Origin of the sequence: Pseudomonas sp. MF6776 (assembly GCF_016613125.1) — a bacterium.
Lineage (GTDB): Bacteria > Pseudomonadota > Gammaproteobacteria > Pseudomonadales > Pseudomonadaceae > Aquipseudomonas > Aquipseudomonas iridis.
In genome coordinates this window covers 277962-301939 of sequence record NZ_JAENSQ010000003.1, presented here as the reverse complement: position 1 = coordinate 301939, position 23978 = coordinate 277962, and the positions used below count along the sequence as shown (strand labels likewise).

The following is a 23978-nucleotide window of genomic DNA, read 5'->3' as shown; positions in this document are numbered from 1 at the left end:
GCCTTTTTTTAGTTCCTGAAACTTATAGCCACCCGGAGAGAGTCCTCTGTTGATTTGTCCAAAGTTCGTGGTCCTGATTTGTGGCTCCCGATAGTACGTTGAAGGGAACAATAGCGTCACCGTAAGTCGCGACCAACTGGCCGGTGCAGTTGTAGCACGCTTCAAATGCCTGTGCGTGCTTAGTTTGCTGCATTTTCTGGGTCACTATCGAGATCTCTGCCGGGTTAGTCGAGCCCGTAAGATGTTGTTGGATATAAAGAGCTGCGTTGGCTGCCTGCACTTCCGCATGAGCTCCTGGAAGCCCGCGACTCATGGGTATTCGGTTATTGCTGGCTTCTATGTGACGCTTCATGCGATCAAGTGTTACCTCATGGAGAAGAGGTACTTCATATTCCATTCCTTTGAGGCTTTGAGGCTCTGACGATTCCCCGTTGTAGATTTTTACAGCCAGATTCTTGTCCTCCAGCCGATTGATATAGAGCTTTGCCATGTAGCTTTTAAATTCGTTCAAGTCGTCAACCTGGAAAACCCCAAGTGAAGCGAGTTCGCTTGAGTCCAGATTGTTGTCAATCTGTCTTGTGATATGGAAGCCATGTTCCTTTTTTGTGAAATTCGCGCTTTCCAGCGAAATATTAAAAAAGTCAGTGACGATAATGTCTTGGTCTGAACTTGTGCCAGGTATCAGAGCTCCAGCATGGGCTACGGCTTGAGTATTCCTGTATTTTTTGGTGAACCGCCTATCAGGGTTTTCAAGTAATCGCCTCTTTTGCTTGGCTGGTCTGGAATCAACAGGTTCGTTTCCTGCACTTATCATACTCGTTGTTCGACTACTGACTCTTTCGTTCAACTTGTCATTCAACCCGAACTCATCAACAAAACTCACCGGGTTATTCCCCACCATCGCATACAGATTCCACCCATCCACCGCCCCCGCCGGATCGGCGCTTATCCAGCGCTGCAACCACGGTGCGTAATAGCGTCGCCCGTAATAATAAAGTCCGCTGTCATCCAGTTCCTTAGCCGAATAACGAACCGTTTTGTAGCTGACTTCCAGCTCCGAATTGGCGGCCAGTGAGGCCGTCCCCCCGAACGGGTAATAGTGTTCATGACTGATCAGGCGTGCGTTCTGGTCGAGTTCGATCAGGCTGGAGCTCTGGCTGTCTTCAAGGCAATAACGCAGTTGATCGTTGACGATTTCGCCTGGGCGGCCACTGAGCCAATGCAGGCAGCGGACGTTGCCGATCACGCTCGGCAACGTGATGACGTGCAACTCTTCACCCGTTTCGCGAGTGCGGATTTCGATGCCCGGCAGGTAACGTACCTGATGAAAGTGCGTCCTGGTTGAGCCCTGAGTCTCTTGGTGTTTGAAGACTCGGGCGCCACCGCTGTAGCGATAGATTTCCTTGTCGGGCAGCGCGGATTCGCGTTCGATCAACGTGACCGATGCCAGTTCATCCAGGACATTCCATTGCAAACCCTGGCCGGGTTGCAAGGCTTGCAGGTTGCCATGAGCGTCGAACTGCGTCGAGAAGTCGGGCGGTGAGTCACCTTCTTTCCAGCGCACGCCACGGTTGCTGTTCGGGTCAATGAACATGCGCTGGGTGTAGCCACCGATTGCTCGTGCGTGAACCAGTTTGACCAGGTTATCACCGGTGTCGTATTCGTAGGTCTGGGTGTAATTGAGGCGGTTTTTGGGATCGCTCGGTAATGGACGGCCAGGCATGCCGGTCGGGGGGAGGGCGTCATGTCCGGTAGCGCGGATCAGGCGATAGAGCGAGTCATAGCTAAAGTCGCGCTGGCCGTCGATCAGCTGGTTGGCAAAGAACACTGGGTCAACAGTGCGATCCAGAAGACTGATGACATTGCCGACCTTGTCGTATTTGTATTCGAGATTTTGCCGCAACGCCTCGCCGGGCAGACCTGCCTTGATGCCATTCAAGCGACCGTTGGCGCCATCGTATTCCCAATTGCACACCACACCGTTGCCCAGGGTTTGTTCGATTTTCTCGCCTTCGGCGTTGTATCGGGCGTGTTTGAGGATGTCTTTTACAGCATCGTCGCCGCTGATCTTCAGGGTCACCTGCTGGAGTTGTCCGCCGACGTCATAGCGTGAGCATTGCTGATGGCCGCTTGCATCCGTCTGGCTCAGTGCTGCGCCGTTGGCCCCGTAGCGCCAACGCGTGGTGTAGACACCGGCATCACGCAGTGTGCGGGTTTCCTCCAGAGGCAGGGCATTGAGGCTGAACGAGCTGTAATCCAGAGAGCCTGAGGCATCGACTTTGTGTAGCAATTGGCCGCGCAGGTTTTTCTCGGCATCTGCATCGGCGGCGCCATAGCGCATGGTCTCCATCTCAGGCCCGTCGTTCACTTTGATGCCCTGCAAGCGCAAACGATTGTCGTAGCGGTTGCTCCACCGATTCCCTCGGGCATCCCAACGCCGGACAACTTCCCCAGCCAAACCATGCAAACTCAGGCTCCAGCCAGAATCGACGCTGTTGAGCTGCAGCGATTGGCCTGCCATGTCATGAATGGTCGTCAAATTGGCTTTTGGCGCTGTTGCGAACAGTCGTGGATCCCAATGCTCTATTGCTCTGCCTGCGGCGTCGTGACGTTGCCGGGTGATCAACGACTGTGCGGCCGCCCCTGGCACCTTTCGCAAATAGGCGATCTGACGAACAGGAAGACCCCGGCCGTCGTTCACGCTGACTGACGGGGTTCGGCGATGAACGGAGAGATCCATTTCTCATTTCCTTCGACGCAAGGCATCGCATGGAGGCAAAGGTCAATCTAGCAACTCTGGCACGGTGTGTAACCTGTCAACTCTGACAGGTGTCGCACCGTTGCCAGCCATGCTTTGCGCGCCACCCAATGGTCGAATGCCGCGTAGAATGCCCCTCTGTTTCAATTTATGAGGTCGCAGTGGTGGATTTACAGCAGGGCTTCGTCCTGACCCGGCATTGGCGTGATACCCCCGCCGGCACCGAAGTCGAGTTCTGGCTGGCGACCGACGCCGGGCCGCGCCGTGTGCGTTTGCCCCATCAGCCGTCGGTGGCGTTTATACCTGCCGAGCAGCGTGAAGCGGCTGAACGTCTGCTGCACGACGAAAAAAACGTCGAACTGCGACCTTTGGCCCTGCTGGATTTCGAACATCGTCCGGTGTTGGGCCTGTATTGCCAGCAACACGGCCAGTTGATGCGCCTGGAAACCGCGCTCACCCGCGCCGGCGTCGATGTCTTCGAGGCCGATGTCCGCCCGCCCGAGCGTTACCTGATGGAGCGTTTCATCACCGCCCCGGTGTTGTTCAGTGGCACACCCGATGCCAACGGCATATTGCTCAACGCTCAACTGAAGCCCGACCCCAACTACCGGCCGAAGCTGCGGCTGGTCTCGCTGGACATTGAAACCACCGAAAACGGCGAGTTGTACTCCATCGCGCTGGAAGGCTGCGGCGAGCGTCAGGTCTATATGCTCGGCACGGCGAATGGCGATGACAGCATCGTCGACTTCGACCTTGAATACTGCGATTCACGCACGGTCATCCTTAAGAAGCTCAACGACTGGTTCGCGCTGCACGACCCTGACGCGATCATCGGCTGGAACGTCGTGCAATTCGATTTACGCATTCTTCACGAACACGCACGGCGCCTCGGCGTGCCGCTGAAAATCGGTCGTGGTGGTGAGGAGATGCAGTGGCGTGAACACGGCAGCCGCAATCATTACTTCGCCTCGGCGGCGGGGCGGTTGATCATCGACGGCATCGAATCCCTGCGCTCGGCGACGTGGAGCTTTCCCTCGTTCAGCCTGGAAAACGTCGCCCAGACCCTGCTCGGTGAAGGCAAGGCCATCGACAATCCGTACCAGCGCATGGACGAGATCAACCGCATGTTCGCCGAGGACAAACCGGCGCTGGCCAAGTACAACCTCAAGGACTGTGAACTGGTCACGCGGATCTTCGCCAAGACTGAACTGCTGACATTTTTGCTTGAGCGCGCCAGCGTCACCGGCCTGCCGGCGGATCGCAGCGGTGGTTCGGTGGCGGCGTTCACGCACCTGTATATGCCGCTGATGCACCGCCAAGGGTTTGTCGCGCCGAACCTCGGGACCAATCCGCCGCAGGCCAGCCCCGGCGGGTTTGTCATGGACTCGCAACCGGGCCTCTACGAATCGGTGCTGGTGCTCGACTACAAGAGTCTTTATCCGTCGATCATCCGCACTTTCCTGATTGATCCGGTAGGGCTGATCGAAGGCTTGCAGCACCCGGACGACGTTGATTCAGTCGCGGGTTTTCGGGGCGCACGGTTTTCGCGCACCCGGCATTGCCTGCCGTCGATTGTGTCGCGGGTCGCCGAGGGTCGCGAGACCGCCAAACGCGAGCACAACGCGCCGCTGTCGCAAGCCTTGAAAATCATCATGAATGCCTTCTACGGCGTGCTCGGCTCCAGTGGTTGCCGCTTCTTCGATACGCGACTGGCTTCATCGATCACGCTGCGCGGACACGAAATCATGCTGCGCACACGCAAGCTGATCGAAGAGCAGGGGCATGCGGTGATCTACGGCGACACCGATTCGACCTTCGTCTGGCTGCGTCGCGCCCATGGTCAGGAGGAAGCGGCGACGATCGGCCATACGCTGGTCAAGCACGTCAACGACTGGTGGCGCGAGCATGTGCGCGAAGAGTACGGGCTGGAAAGTGCGCTCGAATTGCAGTTTGAAATTCACTACAAACGCTTCCTGATGCCGACCATTCGCGGCGCAGAGGAGGGCAGCAAGAAGCGCTATGCCGGTCTGGTAACGCGCGCTGACGGCACAGATGAGATGGTCTATAAAGGCCTGGAAACCGTGCGCACCGATTGGTCGCTCCTGGCCCGGCAGTTCCAGCAGGAACTGTATGAGCGAATCTTCCAGCGCAAGCCGTATCAGGATTACGTGCGTGATTACGTGCGCAAAACCCTCGCCGGGGAATTCGATGATCGGCTGGTCTATCGCAAACGCCTGCGTCGCACCCTCGATGATTACGAACGCAACGTGCCGCCCCATGTGCGCGCCGCGCGGCTGGCCGACGAATACAACTCACAGCACGGCCGTCCACGGCAATACCAGAATGGCGGCTGGATCAGCTACGTCATCACCCTGGCCGGTCCGGAACCGCTGGAAGTGCGACGTTCAACCATCGATTACGATCACTACATCACCCGGCAGCTGCAACCGGTGGCGGACGCGATCCTGCCCTTCGTCGACGATGATTTCTCAACCCTGATCGGGGGGCAGTTGGGCCTCTTTTGAGTCCAGCAGTTGCAGCGTCCATTCGTCGGGAATGCCGTGGAAGTAGCGCTCGAGGGCCTGATTGAACAGGCTTTCGTCAGCGGCAAACTGGCTGAACAGCGTCATCGAGGAGTGAAATTTCAAGTCATCGGGATGCCCGAAAATCTCTGCAATCGAACGCTGCTCGGTATTCAGCACGAGCTGCGTGCAGGTGCGCAGTCGTGCGCCGAGCAATGGGTGATCGAGGTAGGCCTGGGTTTCTGCGGCTGACCCGATGGCGAAGCGTCGGGACATTTCACTGCCGCCAAGCCCTGCGAACTGCGGGAAGACAAACCACATCCAGTGGCTGCGTTTGCGACCCGCTTCGAGTTCACGCAGGACCCGGTCAAATACCGGGTCCTGCGCCTGGACGAATCGTTGCAGGTCAAACGGGTCGTGATGATCAGTGCTTCTCATACGGAACCTCGGCCAGTCGTCAGCTCAGACCATGGCCAGCCGCTGCTTGCGTTGTGGCGCTTGAAACACCTGGTCGAGCGCCGCCAGATCCCCGGCCTCCAGTTGTAGCTGCGCGGCTTGTGCATTGAGTTGCACGTGTTCCGGCCGCACAGCCTTGGGAATCGCAATGACGCCATCCTGACGCAGAATCCACGCCAGCGACACCTGCGCCGGGGTGACGCCGTGACGAGCGGCAATCTGTTTCAGCACCGGGTTGGCCAGCATCGCGCCGCCCTGACCGATCGGACAGTAAGCCATCAGCGGCAGGCGCTGTTGCTGGCACCACGGCAACAGATCGAATTCGACGCCACGCTCTTCAAGGTTGTAGAGCACCTGATTGGTCGCGCAGGCAGGAGACGCCAGTTCTTCGAGGTCATCGACGTCGAAATTCGACACACCCCAGCGACCAATCTTGCCCTCTTCGCGCAGGCGTTCGAAAGCCTCGACGGTTTCATCCAGCGGATACTGGCCGCGCCAATGCAGCAGATAGAGGTCGATGTAATCGGTATCCAGCCGACGCAGACTGCGTTCGCAAGCTTGCGGGATGCCTTTGCGGCTGGCGTTGTGCGGGTAGACCTTGCTGACCAGAAACACCTGATCACGCAAACCGGCGATAGCTTCGCCGACCACACTTTCGGCGCCGCCCTCGGCGTACATTTCGGCGCTGTCGATCAGGGTCATGCCCAGTTCGATACCGCTGCGCAAGGCGGCAACTTCGCGCTTGTGGGCCGAACGATCTTCGCCCATACGCCAAGTGCCCTGGCCAATCACCGGAACCTGCACGCCAGCCAATTCGAGGGTACGCATTCAAACCTCCTACCTGAAAGGGTCGATACCTTAGTGGGCAGCAGGATAGCGCAGGGGTTCCATGCGCTTCATAAAGCAACAGATCGCAGCCTGCGGCAGCTCCTACAGGTGGGGTTGGATTCACCGCCATTCAAACGGTGTACCCAAACAACTGGAGCTGCCGCAGGCTGCGATCTGTTGATCTTCAGCTTCTACTTCGCAGAAAACTTCAACACCACGCTATGCGCATAAGCCTGCCCCGGATCCAGCCGTGTGCTGGGGAAGTTCGGCTGATTCGGTGAGTCAGGATAGTGCTGGGTCTCGAGGGTAAACGCGCCCCAGTGCGGGTAGACCTTGCCACCCTTGCCCTTGACCGTGCCATCGAGGAAGTTGCTGGTGTAGAACTGCACGCCCGGTTCGCTGGTGAACAGCTGTAGATGCCGGCCGGACTGCGGATCGCTGACTTCGACGGCCAGTTTGCTCGCATCACCTTTGGTATCCAGCGCCCAGTTGAAATCGAAGCCACCCTGTTTCGGCTCGGCAAATTTCAGTTGCGGATGATCCGCCTTGATGTGCGCGCCGATGGCGGTCGGTTTGCTGAAGTCCATCGGTGTGCCGGCCACTGGCGCCAGCTCTCCGGTGGGGATCAGTTTGCCGGTGACCGGCGTGTAATGGCTGGCATGCAAGGTCGCGACTTGCTTGAGGATGTCGCCATTACCGGCGCCGGCGAGGTTGAAGTAGCTGTGATTGGTCAGGTTCAGCACTGTCGGTTTATCGGTGCTGGCCTTGTAGTCGATGCGCAATTCGTTGTTGTCGGTGAGGCGATAAGTCACCTCGGTGGTGAGGTTGCCGGGGAAACCCATTTCACCGTCCACCGACAGATAGGTCAGGGTTACGCCGACTGAATCCTTGTCTTTGGTTTCCTGGGCTTTCCAGACCTTTTTATCGAAGCCCTGAGTGCCGCCATGCAAGGCGTTGGACTTGTCATTCTGCGGCACTTGATAGCGTTTGCCGTCGAGTTCGAAAGCACCTTCTGCCAGACGATTGCCGAAGCGGCCAATGGTCGCGCCGAAGTACGCGGTGCCTTTCTGGTAGCCCTGCACATCGTCGAAGCCGAGCACGACGTCGTCGAACTTTCCGTTCTTGTCCGCCACTTGCAGCGATTGCAGGGTTGCGCCGTACGTGATGACCGTGGCTTGCATGCCATGGCTGTTGCGCAGGATGTATTGCTCGACGGGCGTGCCGTCATTGGTTTTGCCGAAGGCCTTGTGTTCGGCGCTCAGGCCGGCCGCGTTGGCAGAGAGGGTGGCGATCATCAGGGACAGTCCAAGGCCGGAGAGCAGGTGACGGGATTGAATCATGGTTGACCTTCCTTTTTGTTGTTGTTGTTTTCAGTAACCCCCCTGTAGGAGCTGCCGAAGGCTGCGATCTTTTGATCTTAAAAAAACAAGGTTAAAAGATCGCAGCCTGCGGCAGCTCCTACAGAGGCCGGGTAATAGTCATGCTATTTGGTATTCAGGTGAGAATTTATAGCGGAATAAACGTTTATTGCAAAAATAAAGTCGGACTAAATGGATCGCTGTGTCACGCCGAAGGTCGGGAAATACCGCCAGCACTGCACTTTTGCGCAATCAGCGGCTCTATCCATGGCCAGGATGCGGTGACTCCCGCCGCACAGGAATGTGCCTGTTCGAGAATTCATGCCGAGAGTGTTTAAGCTGATCAGCCGATTTGTCCGTCGCCCGTGCCTGTTGTTGGTGTGTTTGTCGTCGCTGTTGTTCAGCGGTTGTAGCCATCAGGACGGTAACGGTTTCATCAACCAGATCCGGGAAGGGCAGCCGCAGGAATTTCTGCAGACCAGCGTCGACCGGATGGCCACGCTGGCGATGCGTGACAACCTTGGCAGTCTTTATCGGTTGATGGGCAAGCTGTACCTGCGCAACCCGGACGAGTTGCGCAAGTCGGGTTTCCTCAACATTCACGCCGCCGTCAAGCAGGTACGACTGGCCATCGAGCAGCAACAACCATTGCCGGTGCTCGGCGGCAGAAAGGACCTCGCGGCGCTCAGCTATGCGATGAGCCCGGAGTTTCGTGGTGACCGCGTCGGCGCGTTCATTTATGCCATCGGCAGCATGCTGGTGACGGCCCATGGCAATCGAACCCAGTTCTACATGACGGACGCGATCAACCCCACGTTCGTGCATAACGCGGCGCGCAACATCGAAAAAGCCACGTGGATTCTGTCGCAGCGTCAGAACAAGGAAGGCCAGCCGCTGTTGTTTTCCAATGAGATCTCGGAGGAGGGCAGCAACCTGAGTTTTGCCGTGGAGTTCGGCAAAATCGTTGCGCGTCTGGATCTGCTGACGCAAATGCTTGATGAGCGCTATCGGCGGATCGGGCTCAATTACGCGCAGAGTTTGCTGTTCCTCAACTTCCTCCCGGTGCAATAAATCTGTGGATACGCTGCTGGCGCAATAAAGGAGCTGCCGCAGGCTGCGATCTTTTGATCTTGATCTTGAAAAACCAAAGTCAAAAGATCGCAGCCTTCGGCAGCTCCTACAGGGGGGGTGGTGTCAGCGGGATTGGGTTGATTGGTGACTGGATAACTTGTATACAATCACTCGCTAATTTTGATCCAAATGGAGCTGCATCCGTCATGACCGACCCCGCAAGCGCCGATTTCAGCCGTGTCGACCACGCCACCCGCGCCGACAAACTGCCCTATGCCGCGTTGCTGGCCTTCGCCATGACCGGGTTCATCGCCATCCTCACTGAAACCCTGCCGGCCGGATTGCTGCCGCAAATCAGTGCCGGGCTGAACGTCAGCGAAGTGCTCGCCGGGCAACTGGTGACGCTGTATGCGCTGGGTTCGATTGTTGCCGCGATTCCGCTGACCGTGGCCACCCGTGGCTGGCCACGGCGCCGGGTGCTGTTGATGACGGTTGGCGGGTTTGTGCTGTTCAACACCATCACCACGTTTTCCAGTCATTACGGCCTGACGCTGGCCTCGCGCTTTCTCGCCGGGATGGCGGCTGGGCTGTCGTGGGGAATCATGGCCGGTTACGCCCGCGGGATCGTGCCGGTGCATCAGCAGGGGCGAGCGCTGGCGATTGCCATGCTCGGCACACCAGTGGCGCTTTCCCTGGGAACACCGGCGGGGACGTGGCTGGGCCATCTGATCGGTTGGCGCGCCTCGTTCGGAATAATGTCGGCACTGGCGCTGGTGCTGGCGGCGTGGATTGTTGTGGCGGTGCCGGATCGCCCGGGGCAGGCCAGTGCCGAGCGTCTGCCGTTGATGCAGTCCCTGCGCCTGCCGGGTGTGCGCCCGGTGTTGTTGGTGGTGCTGACGTGGATGCTCGGGCACAACATTCTCTACACCTACATTTCACCGTTTTTGATGCAGGCCGGACTCGCCGGACGTGTCGATCTGGTGCTGCTGGTGTTTGGCGTGTGTTCGCTGGTGGGAATCTGGATCATCGGCATGCTGGTGGATCGCTGGTTGCGCTGGCTGACCCTGATAAGCCTCGCGGTGTTTGCCGTGACGGCGCTGGTGCTGGCCCTGGCGAATCCGTCGCCATGGGTGATCTACGGCTGCATGGCGGTGTGGGGGTTGTCCTTCGGTGGTTCGGCGACGTTGTTGCTGACGGCAGCGGCGGATTCTGCCGGTGATCATGTCGATGTGGTGCAGGCAATGCTGACGACTTCCTGGAACGTGGCAATCGCCGGAGGCGGGCTGTTCGGTGGGTTGCTGCTGGATCGAGCGGGGGCGATGTCGTTTCCGTGGGCGCTGCTGATTCTGTCCCTGATCGCGCTGGCCACGGTGTGGATCAACAGCACACACAGCTTCAAACCGGGACGACGCCAACACTGATCCCCCCTGTAGGAGCTGCCGAAGGCTGCGATCTTTTGATCTTTCTTATTGCGTTCGTCGTGGAGCATCTGAACGCCGGATTGGGATTGGGATCGGGGGTATATCCGTTGCTGCGGGTGTTGCCGCTGGCGGTTTCGCTCTTACAGCGAGTCCCTTTTTCAAACGCCAAAAAGGAACCAAAAGGCTTTGCCCCGGCGTACGGCACTTCGCTGAGGCTCAGTGTTCCCTCGCTACGGTGTCCATCCGGGGGCATCGTCTACGGTTTGCTGCGCTGCACCTCCTCTCGATGAATGCGGCTTCGCCGCACGGCGCTGAGCGCCTGACCCCCGGATGAACACCTACGCTCGGCCTGCCGAAGGGGCAGAAGATCAAAAGCCAGATCAAGAGCCCCTCACCCTAGCCCTCTCCCGGAGGGAGAGGGGACTGATCGCGTTGTTTGGGCGAGATGCGCCGACGTGGGATACCGAGTCGAATTCCAATTTTGAAAAGCGCAAAAATCGACCCCCTCTCTCTCGGGAGAGGGCTTGGCGGGCGGCGTTCCGATGAGGGGCGAACCCACCCCAAAACCAATGCCGACCGCATCGCTCTCCCACCACTCAACACAATGAGCGTTAGCTCGAGTGCAGCTCTTGATCTCAGAGCCCGTCGGCAGGCTGAGTGGAGGGATTCATCCGGGGAGGACATCGAAAGGAGGTGCAGCGAAGCAAACCGGAATCGATGCCCCGGATGGATCACGGAGCGAAGGAACCCCGAGCCCCAGCGAGTGGGCCGAACGTCAGGGCAAAGCCTTTTGGGTTACCTTTTCGGCGTTTGGAAAAGGTGACCCGCCGTAAGGGCGGAACCCTACTCAGCCATCACCCAAAAAACGGATATTCACACAGGCCCCCCAACAACCTGGTCGGCCCACAGGCCGCCAAGACACAAAAAAAACGCAACCAAAGTTCCCAAAAACCAGAAAGCGCGACCTTCAAAGGATCGCAGCCCTCTGCAGCTTTTACAGGGGGAGGTGGTGATTGGGCATAACGATAGACCGCATCGATATATGTGGTTATAAGAAAAATCGCTATGCTGCGGACCAGATTTTTCTCGTCGTTTTTCTGGACGTCTTAATGGAATTGGCAAATTTCGGCCTGGTGATTGCCGGGCTGGTGGTGGGTTTTATTGTCGGCATGACCGGTGTCGGCGGTGGTTCGTTGATGACGCCGATCCTGCTGTGGTTCGGCATCAACCCGGCCACGGCGGTCGGCACCGACCTGCTGTACGCGGCCATTACCAAATCCAGTGGCGTCATCGTTCACAAGAAGAACAAGAATATCGATTGGGCCATCACCGGTTGGTTGACCCTCGGCAGCGTGCCGGCGGTGGTCATGACCTTGTGGTTTCTCAGCACGCTGCACACCGCGCCGGACGCGATGAACGCCATCATCAAACAGGCCTTGGGCTTTGTGTTGTTCGCCACGGCGTTGGCGATCTTCTTCAAGAAACGCTTGCTGGAATTCGCCCACAAACGCGCTGGCGGCAACTACAACCCGAGCGGTTCGCGGCTGAACGTGATGACGGTGATCACCGGCCTGATCCTTGGCACCATGGTCGCCCTGACCTCGATCGGCGCCGGCGCCCTCGGCACCGTGGCCTTGTTCATCCTCTATCCGCTGCTGCCGACCCGCCGCCTGGTCGGCACTGAAATCGCTCACGCCGTACCGCTGACCCTCGTCGCCGGCCTCGGCCATGCGAGCATGGGCAACATGGACTGGAGCGTGCTGGGCTTTTTGCTGATCGGTTCGTTGCCAGGCATCTGGCTTGGCAGCCACCTGACCGGCCGCATCTCCGACGAAGTGCTACGACCCTGCCTGGCGACGATGCTGGTATTGATCGGCTATAAACTGGCGTTTTGATCGACAACCATGAGCGAAACCACTGTGCACTGCGATGGCCGTATCGCCATCACTGTCGAACCTCGCGAGATGCGCATGAGCCATTGGCTGTATGCGCCGCTGGTGGTTGATCAGCAGCGTCAGCAGGTTTTGCTGGATCTGAGCGACAGCGTATGGGATTTGATCGGCATAGCGCAGGAGACGGTCAGTGGCATCGACTTGCTGCTGCGCAAATACCCTGGCGATCGCTCGTCGGTGACGGTGAGCATTGATCTGGACGGCGGGGTAATCAGACTCGGCGAGCGTCTGATCGAATCCGCACATCTACTGGCGGCACTCGATTCGGCGCTGGACTGACGTCGCGCTAGATCCCCTCGCCATAGATATCTTCTTATGTTGGTTGCCGCGTGGTGTATTTCATGACGGTCACCGGCAAACTTTCGTAAACCATCTCCTCGACCACCTCCCAACCCAGCCGCGCATACAGCGACTGTGCTGCGTCGGTGTACAGGTACAGTTCCGGCACATCCAACGCCTCAGCCTCTTCAACAATGCGTTTGACCAGTTGCGAAGCAATCCCGCGGCCACGTTCTTCAGCCTTCACATAAACCCCGGCCAGCCAGGGCGTGAGTTCGGGGCGGACCTTCATGTCGCTGTCGATCAGCAGTGCGCCGCCCAGCAACCTGCCGTCTTCAATCGCTACCACGACGCTGGGGATCGCACCTTTGCCGCACGCCGCACGCATGCGTTCGGTGCGGGCAGCAAGGGTGTCGTCGGGACGAAAGCTACCCCACTCCTTGAAGTTGAGTTCAGCCAGTTCTTCGATCAATTCAGGGTGATCGCACAGGTAATCAATGTGCACGGGGTGACCTCCATTTCGTGAGCAGAACAGCCACCCTAATGCGCTCTTGAACGGTAATCAAATTGGCGTGGCAATCGCGTTTGTGCAGTTGCGCAATGTCGGGCCTGACCTAAGCTTCTGGCAGGGCGACAGATATTTGCCGGATACACCGGAACAATCGCCGCGATGCGCAATCATTAGAGCGTGGATATCAAAAGGAGATGCGCATGCTCATCAGGTCACTGACCCTGACACTCTTGCTGGCAGTTGCCGGCCCCCTGTTCGCCGCTGACAACGATTCGCCGATTGCCGCAGACATGGGCCGCGCCCGACCGCTGATCGTGATCGCGCAAAGCACCGCCGACCCCGTGTGGCTGAACCTGAAAAAGTCGCTGGACGACCCGGCCAACAAAAAGGGTGTCGCCGATCGCAATATCAAGGTTTACACCATCCTCAGTATGTCGGGTCAGCTCGACGGCAAGGACATGGGCCAGCAAGACACCATGGCCCTGCTGCGCTCACTGAAGCTGGGCGCCGGTGCTTATCCGAAAGTGTTCCTGGTGGGCAAGGACGGCGAGACCAAACTCTCCGCCTCGGGGGATGACGCGAAGGCCATCGACCTGAAGAAAATCTTCGACACCATCGACGCCATGCCCATGGCCGAGAAAGAAGCGGCCGCCGCCGCAGCAGCCCAGGCCCCGGCCGCTGCCGAACCTGAACCGGCCAAAGGTGCGAAAGGCGCCAAGCCGAGCAAACCCGCCAAACCGACCAAGCCGCCAGAAATGCCGAATGATTGATGGCGGGATCTGAATCAAAAAAATGGGCGACCTCTATAGGTCGCCCATTTTTATTGCCTGCAAGAAGGGCGCTGCCGAAGGCTGCGATCTCTTGATCTTTAGTTGGTCAGCGCACTGAAAATCTCATGCGCAATCTTCACCCGTTCCGCATTCGGGTAGTTCTTGTTGGCCAGAATCACGATACCAATATCCTTCGATGGCACGAACGCCACGTACGCGCCGAAACCGCCGGTTGCGCCGGTTTTGTTGTAAAGCACATTGGCCGGCTCAGGCTGTGGCGGGGTCAGCCATTTGACCTTGTGCGGCTCCATTGCCATCGGCGTCGAGTTGCCGGCCTGCAGCTTCTCCAGGCTGATCGGATAGTGATAACGCTCCCAGCCCAGACCCTGCGTCATATCTCCGACGGTGTAGTGACCGGTGTGGGTCGCGGCGATGGCTTTTTGTAGCGGCTGTTCAAGGTTCGCAGGCTTGAGGTTGGCCTCGACGTAGCGCAGCAGATCCGCCGCACTGGTCTTGATGCCATAGGCTTCGGCATCCAGTGCGCCGGGGCTGACACGAACCGGTTTGTCGTTCTTGTCGTAACCCTGCGCGTAGAGCTTCGCTTCTGAGGCGGGCACTTCAATGAAGGTGTGCTTGAGGCCCAGCTTCGGCAGCAAGGTTGCAGTCATGGCCTGAGCAAAGGGTTGATCGAGGCTTTTTGCCGTCAGATAGCCGAACAGCCCGAGGCTGGGGTTCGAATACAGGCGATGGCTTCCCGGCGAATAGGCCGGTTTCCACTGCTGGTAATAGCCCAGCATCTTGTCCGTTGAGTCCGCATCAGCGGGAAACTGCAGCGGCAAACCGCCCGCGCTGTAGGTGCCTAGTTGCAGCACGCTGATGTTGTCGAAGGCGCTGCCTTTTAGCTCCGGCCACAGCGTGCTGGCCTTGGTCGACAGGTCCAGTTTGCCCGTGGCCTGCGCATAACCGGCCAATGTCGCGGTGAAGGTTTTGCTCACCGAGCCGACTTCGAACAGGGTGTTTTCGCTGACATTCTGCCCGGTGTCCTTGGCGGCAACGCCGTAGTTAAAGTAATGCGGCTGGCCGTTGATGGTCAGTGCAACGGCCAGGCCGGCAATGTTCTGTTGCTGCATCACCGGTGTGACGGCGGCTTTGACGAGAGCTTGCAGTTGCTCATCGGTTTGCGGGGCGCCGAGGCAGGTTGCAGCGCCGAATAGCAGTCCGAACGCGCTACAGGAAAAGGCTTTGGTCAGGTTGATGGATGACATAAGTGAACCACTCTCCATGAGTGTTGATGGTGGTATCGCGCTACACTGCGGGCGATTTTTGTAATGGGCGGCTGATCAGCGCCGACAATTTAGGCAGTCCGACGTGAATCGACAAACGACGAAATCTTGGATTAGCCATTAGAAAAATTAGGGGCTGGGCATGATTCGACCGCAATTGCCGCTCAATGCACTGCGCGCTTTCGAAGCATCGGCGCGTCACTTGAGTTTCACTCGAGCTGCCGTGGAGCTGTGCGTGACTCAGGCTGCCGTCAGTCATCAGGTCAAAAGCCTCGAAGCGCAGCTCAACGTAACACTGTTCAAACGCCTGCCCCGCGGGCTGATGCTGACCAGTGAAGGCGAAACGTTGCTGCCGGTGTTAAGCACCTCGTTTGACCACATCGCGCAGATCCTCGAACGCCTTGCCGGTGGACAGTATCGCGAGATGTTGACCGTCGGCGCGGTCGGCACTTTCGCCGTGGGTTGGCTGTTGCCAAGGCTTGCGGACTTCCGGGCGAAACATCCGCTCATAGATTTACGGCTGTCGACGCACAACAATCGCGTGGATGTTGCCGCCGAAGGGCTGGATTATGCGATCCGCTTTGGCGCTGGCGCCTGGCACGGTATCGAGGCGATGCGCTTGCTCGATGCTCCACTATCAGTGCTGTGCGTGCCGGAGATCGCCCGGCAATTGCACACGCCGGGGGATCTGTTGCAGCAGACGTTGCTGCGTTCCTATCGCACTGATGAATGGCCCGCGTGGTTTCAGGCGGCGGGTCTGGCGACACAGGCCGCGCCGCCGCAAAGCATCATGTTCGACTCGTCGCTGGCGATGATGGAGGCGGCGTTGCAGGGCAGTGGCGTGGCGTTGGCCCCGCCGCTGATGTTTGCCCGGCAACTGGCGGCGGATGCGATCCGCCAGCCGTTCGTGATCGAGATCACGACCGGGAGTTACTGGCTGACGCGGTTGCAGTCGCGGCCGGAGACGGCGGCGATGAATGCGTTTAAAAACTGGTTGCTACAGCTCTGAAGCTGGCACAACGTCCTGTAGGAGCTGCCGAAGGCTGCGATCTTTTGATCTTGTCTTTTAAGATCAAAAGATCGCAGCCTTCGGCAGCTCCTACAGGGGATCAGTGTTTTTCGGAAATCAGCGCACCAGACACGGCCGCTTGTTATCGAACTTCCAGCCCGGAATCAGAAACTGCATCGCCACGCTGTCATCCCGTGCGCCAAGGCCCATGCCTTTGTACAGTTCGTGAGCCTTGGCCACTTGATCCATATCCACTTCCACGCCCAGCCCCGATGTCTTCGGCACCTGCACGCAACCGTCGACGATTTGCAACGGCGCCTTGGTCAGGCGCTGGCCGTCCTGCCAGATCCAGTGGGTGTCGATGGCGGTGATTTCACCCGGTGCTGCCGCCGCAACGTGGGTGAACATGGCCAGCGAAATATCGAAATGGTTGTTGGAGTGCGAGCCCCAGGTCAGTCCCCACTCATGGCACATTTGCGCCACGCGCACGGAACCCTGCATGGTCCAGAAGTGCGGGTCGGCCAGCGGGATATCCACCGATTGCAGCTGGATCGCATGCCCCATTTCACGCCAGTCGGTGGCGATCATGTTGGTAGCGGTTTTCAGGCCGGTGGCGCGGCGAAACTCTGCCATCACTTCGCGGCCGGAATACCCGTTTTCCGCACCGCACGGATCTTCCGCATACGCCAGAACCTGATGCTGGTCGCGGCACAAGCGGATCGCTTCCTTGAGTGACCAGGCGCCGTTCGGATCGAGGGTGATGCGCGCCTGCGGAAAGCGTTCGGCCAGCGCCGTGACCGCTTCGATTTCCGCGTCGCCACTGAGCACGCCGCCCTTGAGCTTGAAATCCTTGAAGCCGTATTTCGCGTGGGCCGCTTCGGCGAGGCGCACCACGGCTTCGGCGGTCATGGCCTTCTCGTGACGCACGCGGAACCAGTCGTTTTCGGCGTCCGGTTCGCTGCGGTAGGCGAGGTCGGTTTCGTGCTGATCGCCGACGTAAAACAGGTATCCAAGCATCTTCACTTCATCGCGTTGCTGGCCTTCACCGAGCAGCGCCGCGACTGGCACGTCGAGGTGCTGACCGAGCAAGTCGAGCAGTGCGGCTTCGAGGCCGGTGACCGCGTGAATAGTGATGCGCAGGTCGAAGGTTTGCAGGCCGCGACCGCCGGCATCGCGGTCGGCAAAGGTCTGACGGACTTGATTGAGCATCTTTTGATACGTGCCGATCGGGCTGCCGATGACCAGGCTGCGTGCGTCTTCCAGCGTCTGGCGAATGCGCTCGCCACCGGGTACTTCACCGACACCGGTGTGGCCGGCGTTGTCCTTGAGAATGACGATATTGCGGGTGAAAAATGGCCCGTGGGCGCCGCTCAGATTAAGCAGCATACCGTCGTGGCCGGCCACCGGAATGACCTGCATGTCAGTGATGATCGGGGCTTTGGCGGTGTCGTGTGCGTTCATTGTTTTTATCCTTTCGTATCTTTCAGAGTCAGGCGTGTTTCGGCGCAGTTTCAGCTATAGCAATATCCGCAGCCGGCCTAGGCTTGGTGCGGGCGAAGAAGACGATGATCGCGGCAATGATCGAGGTAGCGGCCAAGCCGTAGAGGCCACCCTGAATCGAGCCGGTGTGTTCTTCGAGCAGGCCGAAAGTGGTCGGCGCAACGAAGCCGCCAAGGTTGCCCACCGAGTTGATCAGCGCGATCACGGCGGCGGCAATTCGCGCATCCAGATACGCCTGCGGTATCGGCCAGAACAGCGACGAAGCCGACTTGAAACCCAGCGCCGCAAAGCAGATCGCGACGAAGGCGAAGATCGGCCCACCCGTGGTGGACATGAACATCCCCGCTGCAGCGATCAACAGCGCAGCGGCGACCCATGCCTGCTGGTGTTTCCATTTGGTGGAGAGGGAGGCGAAGGCATACATGCCGACAATCGACAGCAGCCACGGAATCGAGTTGAACAAGCCGACCTGCACATCGCTGAGTTCGCCCATCTTCTTGATGATGCTCGGCAGCCAGAAGGTCGCGGCGTAGATCGTCAACTGAATGAAGAAGTAGATCAGGCAGAACAGGATGATCTGCCGGTCCTTGAGCAGTTTGCCCATCGATGGCCGGATCGGTGTGGCAGCTTCGCGGGCCTTCTGTTCGTCGTCGATGGCCGTGACGAGCGCGTCCTGTTCGGCGCGGCTCAGCCATTTTGCATCGTGAGGTTTGGCGTCGAGCCAGAACCAGACGAACACGCACAGGCACACCGAAAACATCCCTTCAATAAAGTACATCCATTGCCAGCCGTGCATGCCCAGCCCGTTGATTTGCAGGAGCAGGCCGGACAGCGGGCCGGAGATCAGGGACGCAATGGCCGAGCCGCTGAGGAAGATCGCAATGGCTTTACCGCGTTCCGCGCCGGGCAACCAGCGGGTGAAGTAGTAGATCACCCCGGGAAAGAATCCGGCCTCGGCGACGCCAAGCAGGAAACGCAGGATGTAGAAGTGGGTTTCGTTCTGGATGAACGCCATGCAGGTAGCGACCACGCCCCAGGTGAACATGATTCGGGTCAGCCAGATGCGTGCGCCGACCTTTTGCAACAGCATGTTGGAGGGGACTTCGAACAGCGCATAACCGATGAAGAACAGACCGGCGCCAAAGCCGTAAGCGGCGGCGCCGATGCCCAGGTCATGTTCCATGTGGGTACGGACGAAACCGATGTTCACCCGGTCAATGTAATTGACGATGAACATGATCACGAAGAGCGGCAAGACGTGGCGTTTAACTTTCGAGATGGCGGACGCCAGCGTTGAATCAACGCCCTCGTTCATCCCGGAGACGGAGGTTTTCACTAGGTTTTCTCCCACTGATTATTTTTATGCGGGGTAGGGCTGGGTGCTGCGTTGTTGATAGACATCATACAACTAGGTTTTTTTGTCCTACAAGTGGCAAGGACCGACTAAATTCTTTGGAGAGGCAGATTTCTTATGCTTTTTTTGGTTTTTAAGTCCGTATTTACTGGTTTTATCTTGTGTTGGGCGGTCGTGTCTTTTGAGCGGCTCCGCATTTTATTTCAGCGGAACGCTTAATTCATGAACGAGTTTTTTCGCGGAAAACGAGTGTTGTCATACAAGTTGGTCAATCCCGAATGAATTAAATCGACCTTGTCACCCATCCCCGCAGTGCTACGATCCGCAAGCACCGTTCACCGGAACCGACCATGCAAGAAGACCTCGACGCCCCCGCGCGCAAACGTGCGCACAACCTGGCCCATGACCTGGTGGAGAAGCTCACCCAGAGCATCCTGCTCGGGCAAATGTCCCCCGGCGACAAATTGCCGTCGGAGAATTCCATCGTTCAGGAATACGGGGTCAGCCGCACAGTGGTGCGCGAGGCAATTTCCAAATTGCAGGCGTCGGGGCTGGTCGAGACCCGGCATGGCATCGGCACGTTCGTGATCGAGCGGGCGCCGGAGCAGGGGTTGCGGCTGAACGTCGACACCGCGCTCGGGGTGCGCAGCATTCTTGAATTGCGCATGGGGCTGGAGACGCAAGCCGTGGCGCTGGCGGCGCAGCGCCGCAGCGAGCAGCAAGTGCTGCAGATGCGCCAGGCGCTGGATGACTATCAACGTCTGTTGGCCAACAACGACAGCTGCGTCGAGGCCGATCGGCGTTTTCATCTGTTGATCGCCGAGGCCACCGGCAATGTGTGCTTCAGCGAGATCATGCAGCACTTGGGCAACGCGATGATTCCGCGGGCGCGGGTCAATGCAGTCGAGCGTGGGGCGGCGGATTTGAGCAAGCTGGGGCAACTGGCCAATCTGGAGCACGAGGCGATCTTGAATGCGATCAAGCGCCAGGATCCGGATGCAGCGCGGGCAGCCATGTGGCTGCATCTGACCAACAGTCGCGACCGGTTCCTGGCACAGGATTGAGCGCCGTTGGTCTGTTCGATGGCACGCCGTTCCCGGGGCCGCTTCCAAACTGTACGGCCCGGGTTTTCCGGACCTCTTTGGTGAGGTGCGTCATGGCTAACGACTTGCTGTTTCAGGGGGGAGTGCTTCCCACCGACCCGACCCTCCCGGTGCCCGGCACCGATGAGCCGTCACTGGGCGATCACGATGCACCGCCAGGGATGACCCCGGGGCGCGATCCGTTGAGTGACGCCGATCGGCCGGAGGACTGGAAGGACCCACCGGCGGATGAAGAAATGCCGCCGGCGGATGAACCGACGCCGTTGTCGGATGATCGGCGCTGATGGGTAGCTGGCTCTATTGATGTGATGGCTCCCACAGGTTATGCGGGTGTGCAGCAGAACCTTTGCACAACCCCGAACTCTGTGGGAGCTGGCTTGCCAGCGATGGCGGCATCCGTCTCACTCGATATCAATGATTAGCGCACGCAGTCCGCCCCAGCCAAAACCGCCGCTCCAGATTCAACGCCAGCACACTGACCAATACCACCGCCGAGCCCGCCAGCATCAACAGGGTCGGCCGCTCGCCCAGCCCCACCGACGCAATCCCCATCGCCGTCGGCGGAATCAGGTAGAGGGTCATGGTCGCCCGACTCAAATCCACATGCCTGAGCACAAACCCCCACGCCAGATAGGCCAGGGCACTTGGAAACACACCCAGCGCCAACACTGCCCATTGCACCCGCAGCGGCGCTTTCATCACCGCGTCGCTCAACCCGGGCAGGTAAATCAGCAACAGCAATGTCCCCGACCACACCGCGTAGCACGTCAGGCTCAAACCGTCATAACGCCGGGCGTGATGCTTTTGCAGGGCGAAATAAATGCTCCAGGAAACCGCCGCCAGCAAGATCAGCAAGCCATGCGCGTCGATCTCGCGCACACCACGATCACCGCTGACCACAATCGCCACGCCGACCAAACCCAGCAATACACAGCCCCAACGCCAGACACTGATCTGATCCTTGAACACGAAGCGCGCCAGTAAAGTGCTGAACAGTGGACTCGATTGCGCCAGCACGCTCGACGCCCCGGCGCTGACGCTTTGCTGGCCGATGTTCAGCGCGACGTGATGCAGGCTGACCGCGAAGAAACCCAGCGCGAACAGCAGTGGTACGTCCCTCACGCGAGGGAGTTGCAGACCTTTGAACGCGGCGATGACCGCCATGAACACCGACGCCAACAAAAACCGCAGCAACGCCAGATGCCCGGGATCGTAAGCTTGCAGGCCGATGTGGATGCCGGTTGGCGAATACGCCCAGCAGCCGACGACAAACGCCATGGCCAGTAACATTTTCAGCGAAGCAGGGGACGGCATGATCGAGCACCAGTAGGCATGATGCGCCGAGTATCCGGGTGCGCAATCATTCGCCACAACTGACTTATACTGCGCTGAATGTTCACTCAGAGTGATGAGTATGGAGCTGGCACAAATCCGTATGTTCAAGACCGTGGCCGAGGAAGGCAGCATCGCCCGGGCGGCGGAAAAACTGTTCTGCGTGCCGTCGAACATCACCGCGCGGATCAAGGCGCTCGAGGCGGAGTTGGGTGTTGCACTGTTCGTGCGCCAGGGGCGTGGGCTGCGGATCAGTCCGGCAGGGCAGACTTTTCTTGCCTATGCGCAAAAAATTCTGGCGCTGACGGCGGAGGCCAAACGCGCAGTTGATCCCTCGGCCGAGCCATCCGGGCCGCTGCGCATCGGCGCCATCGAATCGTCGGCCACCGGGCGTTTGCCACGGCTGCTTGCGAAGTTTCACAAGCGTTATCCGCAGGTCGCACTGGAACTCACCACCGGCACCTGGGGCCAGTTGCTCGACGACACGCTGAACCATCGCCTCGACGGCGCGATTGTCGCGGTGGACGTTGAGCGCTCGCAGCTCAAGCGCACACCGATGTATCGCGAAGAGTTGCTGCTGATTGCCTCGACGTCGTTCGGGCCGGTGCGCGGCATCGATGATCTGCAGGACAAAACCGTGTTCATGTGGCCGCAAGGCTGTCCGTATCGGGCGGCGCTGGAGCACTGGTTGTTGCGTCAGGGGCAGGCGTTGCCGATTGTCAGTCTGGCCAGTTACGGGGCAATTGTCGGGTGCGTCAGTGCGGGGGCGGGCGTGGCGTTGGTGCCCAAAGGGGTGTTCGAGCAATACGCCAAAGGCGCGGGGTGTGTGGGCTATGAGTTCCCCGAACTGACGGCCATCGAGAATCTGTTTTACTGGCATGAAAACGCCAGGGTGCATCCGGCGCGCGAGGCGTTTGTGGCGATGTTGCGCGAAGAATTCACCTGACCCAGCCGCCCTTTGTGCTCCGAACACATCACCCCTGTAGGAGTTGCCGAAGGCTGCGATCTTTTGATTTTGCTTTTTTTAAATCCAAGTCAAAAGATCGCAGCCTTCGGCAGCTCCTACACGGGTTCGTGTGGATGATGGAGCTGGTTAGTTTGGCTTGAGGTCGCGCATCAACAACCCGAAGCGCAAATCCACCCCGTCCGGAATCGGCACGAACACCGTGTGCCCATCCCCCGGTGCCACCTCGACAGCGTCACCCTTGAGGTTGCGCAGTTCCTGCAAATCAAAATGAAAGTTGCCCCCAGGCGTCATCAATTCCAGATGATCGCCCAGCGCAAAACGATTCTTCACCTTGACCTCGGCCAATCCGTCACGCCGCTCGCCGGTCAACTCCCCGACAAACTGCTGTCGCTCCGACACCGAGCTGCCATGCAGATAATTCTGGTACTCGTCATGCACATGGCGACGCAGGAAACCCTCGGTGTAGCCGCGCTGGGCCAGTGATTCCAGATCGCTCATCAGGCTGCGATCGAACTCGCGCCCGGCCATCGCATCATCAATTGCCCGGCGATACACCTGCGTGGTGCGCGCGCAGTAAAAGTGCGATTTGGTCCGGCCCTCGATTTTCAGTGAATGCACGCCCATGCGGGTCAGGCGCTCGACGTGCTGGACCGCGCGCAGATCCTTGGCGTTCATGATGTAGGTGCCGTGCTCGTCCTCGAAGGCGGGCATCAATTCGTCAGGGCGATTGGCTTCCTGCAGCAGAAACACCTGATCGGTCGGCGCGCCAAGACCCAGGGTTGGCTCGGGCTGAAAGGTCTGGACGATCTCGCCCAGCTGATTCTCCGTGGCCTCCTGCGCCGAGTATTTCCAGCGGCAGGCGTTGGTGCAGGTGCCCTGATTGGCGTCACGTTTGTTCATGTAGCCCGAGAGCAGGCAACGTCCGGAATAGGCCATGCACAGGGCACCGTGAACGAACACCTCCAGTTCCATGCCCGGCACTTGCTCGCGGATTTCGGCGATTTCTTCCAGCGACAGTTCGCGGGACAGGATGATCCGGCTCAGGCCCTGTTGCTGCCAGAACTCGACGCTCGCCCAGTTCACCGTGTTGGCCTGCACCGAAAGGTGGATCGGCATCTGCGGGTAATGCCGGCGCACCAGCATGATCAGCCCCGGATCTGACATGATCAGCGCGTCCGGCGCCATCTCGATGACTGGTGCCAGGTCCTTGAGAAAGGTCTTGAGCTTGGCATTGTGCGGCGCGATGTTGACCACCACGTAGAAGCGCTTGCCCTGCGCCTGCGCTTCACGAATACCCAGTGCCAGATTGGCGTGATCGAATTCATTGTTGCGCACCCGCAGGCTGTAGCGCGGCTGGCCGGCGTAAACCGCATCGGCACCGTAGGCGAAGGCGTAACGCATGTTTTTCAGGGTGCCGGCGGGGGCGAGCAATTCGGGGGCGGCGAGAGTGAGGGTGGGAGTCATGGCGGCAGCGCTCGCAAAAGCGCGGCAGGGTAGCGCGGTT

20 protein-coding genes are annotated in these 23978 nt (G+C 59.0%); 10 read left to right on the top strand and 10 right to left on the bottom strand.

Annotated features, from left to right (window positions below; all coding sequences use genetic code 11):
• Nucleotides 1-22 precede the first annotated feature (22 nt).
• On the bottom strand, nt 23-2740 hold the full coding sequence (locus JJD74_RS05190; RefSeq protein WP_200611917.1) for an RHS repeat-associated core domain-containing protein: 2718 nt from the start codon (nt 2738-2740) through the stop codon (nt 23-25).
• A 182-nt stretch (nt 2741-2922) separates the two neighbouring features.
• On the opposite strand from JJD74_RS05190, the gene JJD74_RS05185 reads away from it, so the two are divergent.
• On the top strand, nt 2923-5283 hold the full coding sequence (locus tag JJD74_RS05185; RefSeq protein ID WP_200611913.1) for a DNA polymerase II: 2361 nt from the start codon (nt 2923-2925) through the stop codon (nt 5281-5283).
• Here the strand turns inward: JJD74_RS05185 and JJD74_RS05180 are convergent.
• From JJD74_RS05180 to JJD74_RS05170, 3 genes are all read right to left on the bottom strand, one after another.
• Nucleotides 5248-5718, bottom strand: a complete 471-nt coding sequence (locus JJD74_RS05180) for a DUF1810 domain-containing protein (RefSeq protein WP_200611910.1) — start codon at nt 5716-5718, stop codon at nt 5248-5250. The two genes, JJD74_RS05185 and JJD74_RS05180, sit on opposite strands and share 36 nt — an antisense overlap.
• Before the next feature lie 24 nt (nt 5719-5742).
• On the bottom strand, nt 5743-6564 hold the full coding sequence (locus JJD74_RS05175; protein WP_047300682.1) for an aldo/keto reductase: 822 nt from the start codon (nt 6562-6564) through the stop codon (nt 5743-5745).
• Between the two features lie 191 nt (nt 6565-6755).
• Nucleotides 6756-7904, bottom strand: a complete 1149-nt coding sequence (locus tag JJD74_RS05170) for an aldose epimerase family protein (RefSeq protein ID WP_047300683.1) — start codon at nt 7902-7904, stop codon at nt 6756-6758.
• A gap of 339 nt (nt 7905-8243) precedes the next feature.
• Here JJD74_RS05170 and JJD74_RS05165 point away from each other — a divergent pair, with 339 nt between their 5' ends.
• The 4 genes from JJD74_RS05165 to JJD74_RS05150 all read left to right on the top strand — a co-directional run bounded on the left by JJD74_RS05165 (nt 8244) and on the right by JJD74_RS05150 (nt 12645).
• On the top strand, nt 8244-8993 hold the full coding sequence (locus JJD74_RS05165) for a hypothetical protein (RefSeq protein ID WP_042560055.1): 750 nt from the start codon (nt 8244-8246) through the stop codon (nt 8991-8993).
• Nucleotides 8994-9199: 206 nt separating this feature from the next.
• Nucleotides 9200-10414: an MFS transporter gene (locus JJD74_RS05160; protein WP_200611907.1), complete on the top strand. Its 1215-nt coding sequence runs from the start codon at nt 9200-9202 to the stop codon at nt 10412-10414.
• Nucleotides 10415-11523: 1109 nt separating this feature from the next.
• Nucleotides 11524-12309 carry a sulfite exporter TauE/SafE family protein gene (locus tag JJD74_RS05155; RefSeq protein ID WP_042560052.1) on the top strand — a complete coding sequence of 262 codons (786 nt, stop codon included), beginning with the start codon at nt 11524-11526 and terminating at the stop codon, nt 12307-12309.
• 9 nt (nt 12310-12318) lie between these two features.
• The gene (locus JJD74_RS05150; protein WP_200611905.1) at nt 12319-12645 is read left to right on the top strand and encodes a hypothetical protein; all 327 of its coding nucleotides are present in this window, start codon (nt 12319-12321) and stop codon (nt 12643-12645) included.
• A 34-nt stretch (nt 12646-12679) separates the two neighbouring features.
• Here the strand turns inward: JJD74_RS05150 and JJD74_RS05145 are convergent, their stop codons facing one another.
• Entirely contained in the window at nt 12680-13150 is a 471-nt protein-coding gene (locus JJD74_RS05145) for a GNAT family N-acetyltransferase (protein WP_047300687.1), read from the bottom strand.
• Nucleotides 13151-13356: 206 nt separating this feature from the next.
• On the opposite strand from JJD74_RS05145, the gene JJD74_RS05140 reads away from it, so the two are divergent.
• Nucleotides 13357-13926, top strand: coding sequence for a DUF4174 domain-containing protein (locus JJD74_RS05140; RefSeq protein WP_047300688.1), 570 nt, complete (start codon nt 13357-13359; stop codon nt 13924-13926).
• Between the two features lie 98 nt (nt 13927-14024).
• On the opposite strand, the gene ampC is transcribed toward JJD74_RS05140, so the two are convergent.
• Nucleotides 14025-15191 carry a class C beta-lactamase gene (gene ampC / locus JJD74_RS05135; protein WP_200611903.1) on the bottom strand — a complete coding sequence of 389 codons (1167 nt, stop codon included), beginning with the start codon at nt 15189-15191 and terminating at the stop codon, nt 14025-14027.
• Between the two features lie 160 nt (nt 15192-15351).
• Between ampC and JJD74_RS05130 the strand changes: the two genes are divergently transcribed.
• Complete coding sequence (locus tag JJD74_RS05130; RefSeq protein ID WP_200611901.1) at nt 15352-16218, top strand: LysR family transcriptional regulator; 867 nt, start codon at nt 15352-15354, stop codon at nt 16216-16218.
• Nucleotides 16219-16335: 117 nt separating this feature from the next.
• Here the strand turns inward: JJD74_RS05130 and gudD are convergent, their stop codons facing one another.
• Complete coding sequence (gene gudD, locus JJD74_RS05125) at nt 16336-17679, bottom strand: glucarate dehydratase (RefSeq protein ID WP_115147281.1); 1344 nt, start codon at nt 17677-17679, stop codon at nt 16336-16338.
• Between the two features lie 28 nt (nt 17680-17707).
• On the bottom strand, nt 17708-19054 hold the full coding sequence (locus JJD74_RS05120) for an MFS transporter (RefSeq protein ID WP_200611899.1): 1347 nt from the start codon (nt 19052-19054) through the stop codon (nt 17708-17710).
• A gap of 368 nt (nt 19055-19422) precedes the next feature.
• Here JJD74_RS05120 and JJD74_RS05115 point away from each other — a divergent pair, with 368 nt between their 5' ends.
• Complete coding sequence (locus tag JJD74_RS05115) at nt 19423-20136, top strand: FadR/GntR family transcriptional regulator (RefSeq protein ID WP_042560044.1); 714 nt, start codon at nt 19423-19425, stop codon at nt 20134-20136.
• A gap of 92 nt (nt 20137-20228) precedes the next feature.
• On the top strand, nt 20229-20459 hold the full coding sequence (locus JJD74_RS05110; RefSeq protein ID WP_042560043.1) for a hypothetical protein: 231 nt from the start codon (nt 20229-20231) through the stop codon (nt 20457-20459).
• Between the two features lie 127 nt (nt 20460-20586).
• Here JJD74_RS05110 and JJD74_RS05105 read toward each other — a convergent pair whose 3' ends face one another.
• Nucleotides 20587-21489: a DMT family transporter gene (locus tag JJD74_RS05105; RefSeq protein ID WP_115147284.1), complete on the bottom strand. Its 903-nt coding sequence runs from the start codon at nt 21487-21489 to the stop codon at nt 20587-20589.
• Nucleotides 21490-21589: 100 nt separating this feature from the next.
• Here JJD74_RS05105 and JJD74_RS05100 point away from each other — a divergent pair, with 100 nt between their 5' ends.
• Nucleotides 21590-22453, top strand: a complete 864-nt coding sequence (locus tag JJD74_RS05100) for a LysR family transcriptional regulator (protein WP_200611897.1) — start codon at nt 21590-21592, stop codon at nt 22451-22453.
• A gap of 147 nt (nt 22454-22600) precedes the next feature.
• On the opposite strand, the gene trhP is transcribed toward JJD74_RS05100, so the two are convergent.
• Nucleotides 22601-23938 carry a prephenate-dependent tRNA uridine(34) hydroxylase TrhP gene (gene trhP / locus JJD74_RS05095; RefSeq protein WP_200611895.1) on the bottom strand — a complete coding sequence of 446 codons (1338 nt, stop codon included), beginning with the start codon at nt 23936-23938 and terminating at the stop codon, nt 22601-22603.
• Nucleotides 23939-23978: the final 40 nt, after the last annotated feature.

What these genes read in the sequence shown, in the direction of transcription:
- JJD74_RS05190 (WP_200611917.1), bottom strand. Translation starts at nt 2,740, where the DNA reads ATGGATCTCTCCGTTCATCGCCGAACCCCGTCAGTCAGCGTGAACGAC.
- JJD74_RS05180 (WP_200611910.1), bottom strand. Translation starts at nt 5,718, where the DNA reads ATGAGAAGCACTGATCATCACGACCCGTTTGACCTGCAACGATTCGTC.
- JJD74_RS05175 (WP_047300682.1), bottom strand. Translation starts at nt 6,564, where the DNA reads ATGCGTACCCTCGAATTGGCTGGCGTGCAGGTTCCGGTGATTGGCCAG.
- JJD74_RS05170 (WP_047300683.1), bottom strand. Translation starts at nt 7,904, where the DNA reads ATGATTCAATCCCGTCACCTGCTCTCCGGCCTTGGACTGTCCCTGATG.
- JJD74_RS05165 (WP_042560055.1), top strand. Translation starts at nt 8,244, where the DNA reads ATGCCGAGAGTGTTTAAGCTGATCAGCCGATTTGTCCGTCGCCCGTGC.
- JJD74_RS05160 (WP_200611907.1), top strand. Translation starts at nt 9,200, where the DNA reads ATGACCGACCCCGCAAGCGCCGATTTCAGCCGTGTCGACCACGCCACC.
- JJD74_RS05155 (WP_042560052.1), top strand. Translation starts at nt 11,524, where the DNA reads ATGGAATTGGCAAATTTCGGCCTGGTGATTGCCGGGCTGGTGGTGGGT.
- JJD74_RS05150 (WP_200611905.1), top strand. Translation starts at nt 12,319, where the DNA reads ATGAGCGAAACCACTGTGCACTGCGATGGCCGTATCGCCATCACTGTC.
- JJD74_RS05140 (WP_047300688.1), top strand. Translation starts at nt 13,357, where the DNA reads ATGCTCATCAGGTCACTGACCCTGACACTCTTGCTGGCAGTTGCCGGC.
- ampC (WP_200611903.1), bottom strand. Translation starts at nt 15,191, where the DNA reads ATGTCATCCATCAACCTGACCAAAGCCTTTTCCTGTAGCGCGTTCGGA.
- JJD74_RS05130 (WP_200611901.1), top strand. Translation starts at nt 15,352, where the DNA reads ATGATTCGACCGCAATTGCCGCTCAATGCACTGCGCGCTTTCGAAGCA.
- gudD (WP_115147281.1), bottom strand. Translation starts at nt 17,679, where the DNA reads ATGAACGCACACGACACCGCCAAAGCCCCGATCATCACTGACATGCAG.
- JJD74_RS05115 (WP_042560044.1), top strand. Translation starts at nt 19,423, where the DNA reads ATGCAAGAAGACCTCGACGCCCCCGCGCGCAAACGTGCGCACAACCTG.
- JJD74_RS05110 (WP_042560043.1), top strand. Translation starts at nt 20,229, where the DNA reads ATGGCTAACGACTTGCTGTTTCAGGGGGGAGTGCTTCCCACCGACCCG.
- JJD74_RS05105 (WP_115147284.1), bottom strand. Translation starts at nt 21,489, where the DNA reads ATGCCGTCCCCTGCTTCGCTGAAAATGTTACTGGCCATGGCGTTTGTC.
- JJD74_RS05100 (WP_200611897.1), top strand. Translation starts at nt 21,590, where the DNA reads ATGGAGCTGGCACAAATCCGTATGTTCAAGACCGTGGCCGAGGAAGGC.
- trhP (WP_200611895.1), bottom strand. Translation starts at nt 23,938, where the DNA reads ATGACTCCCACCCTCACTCTCGCCGCCCCCGAATTGCTCGCCCCCGCC.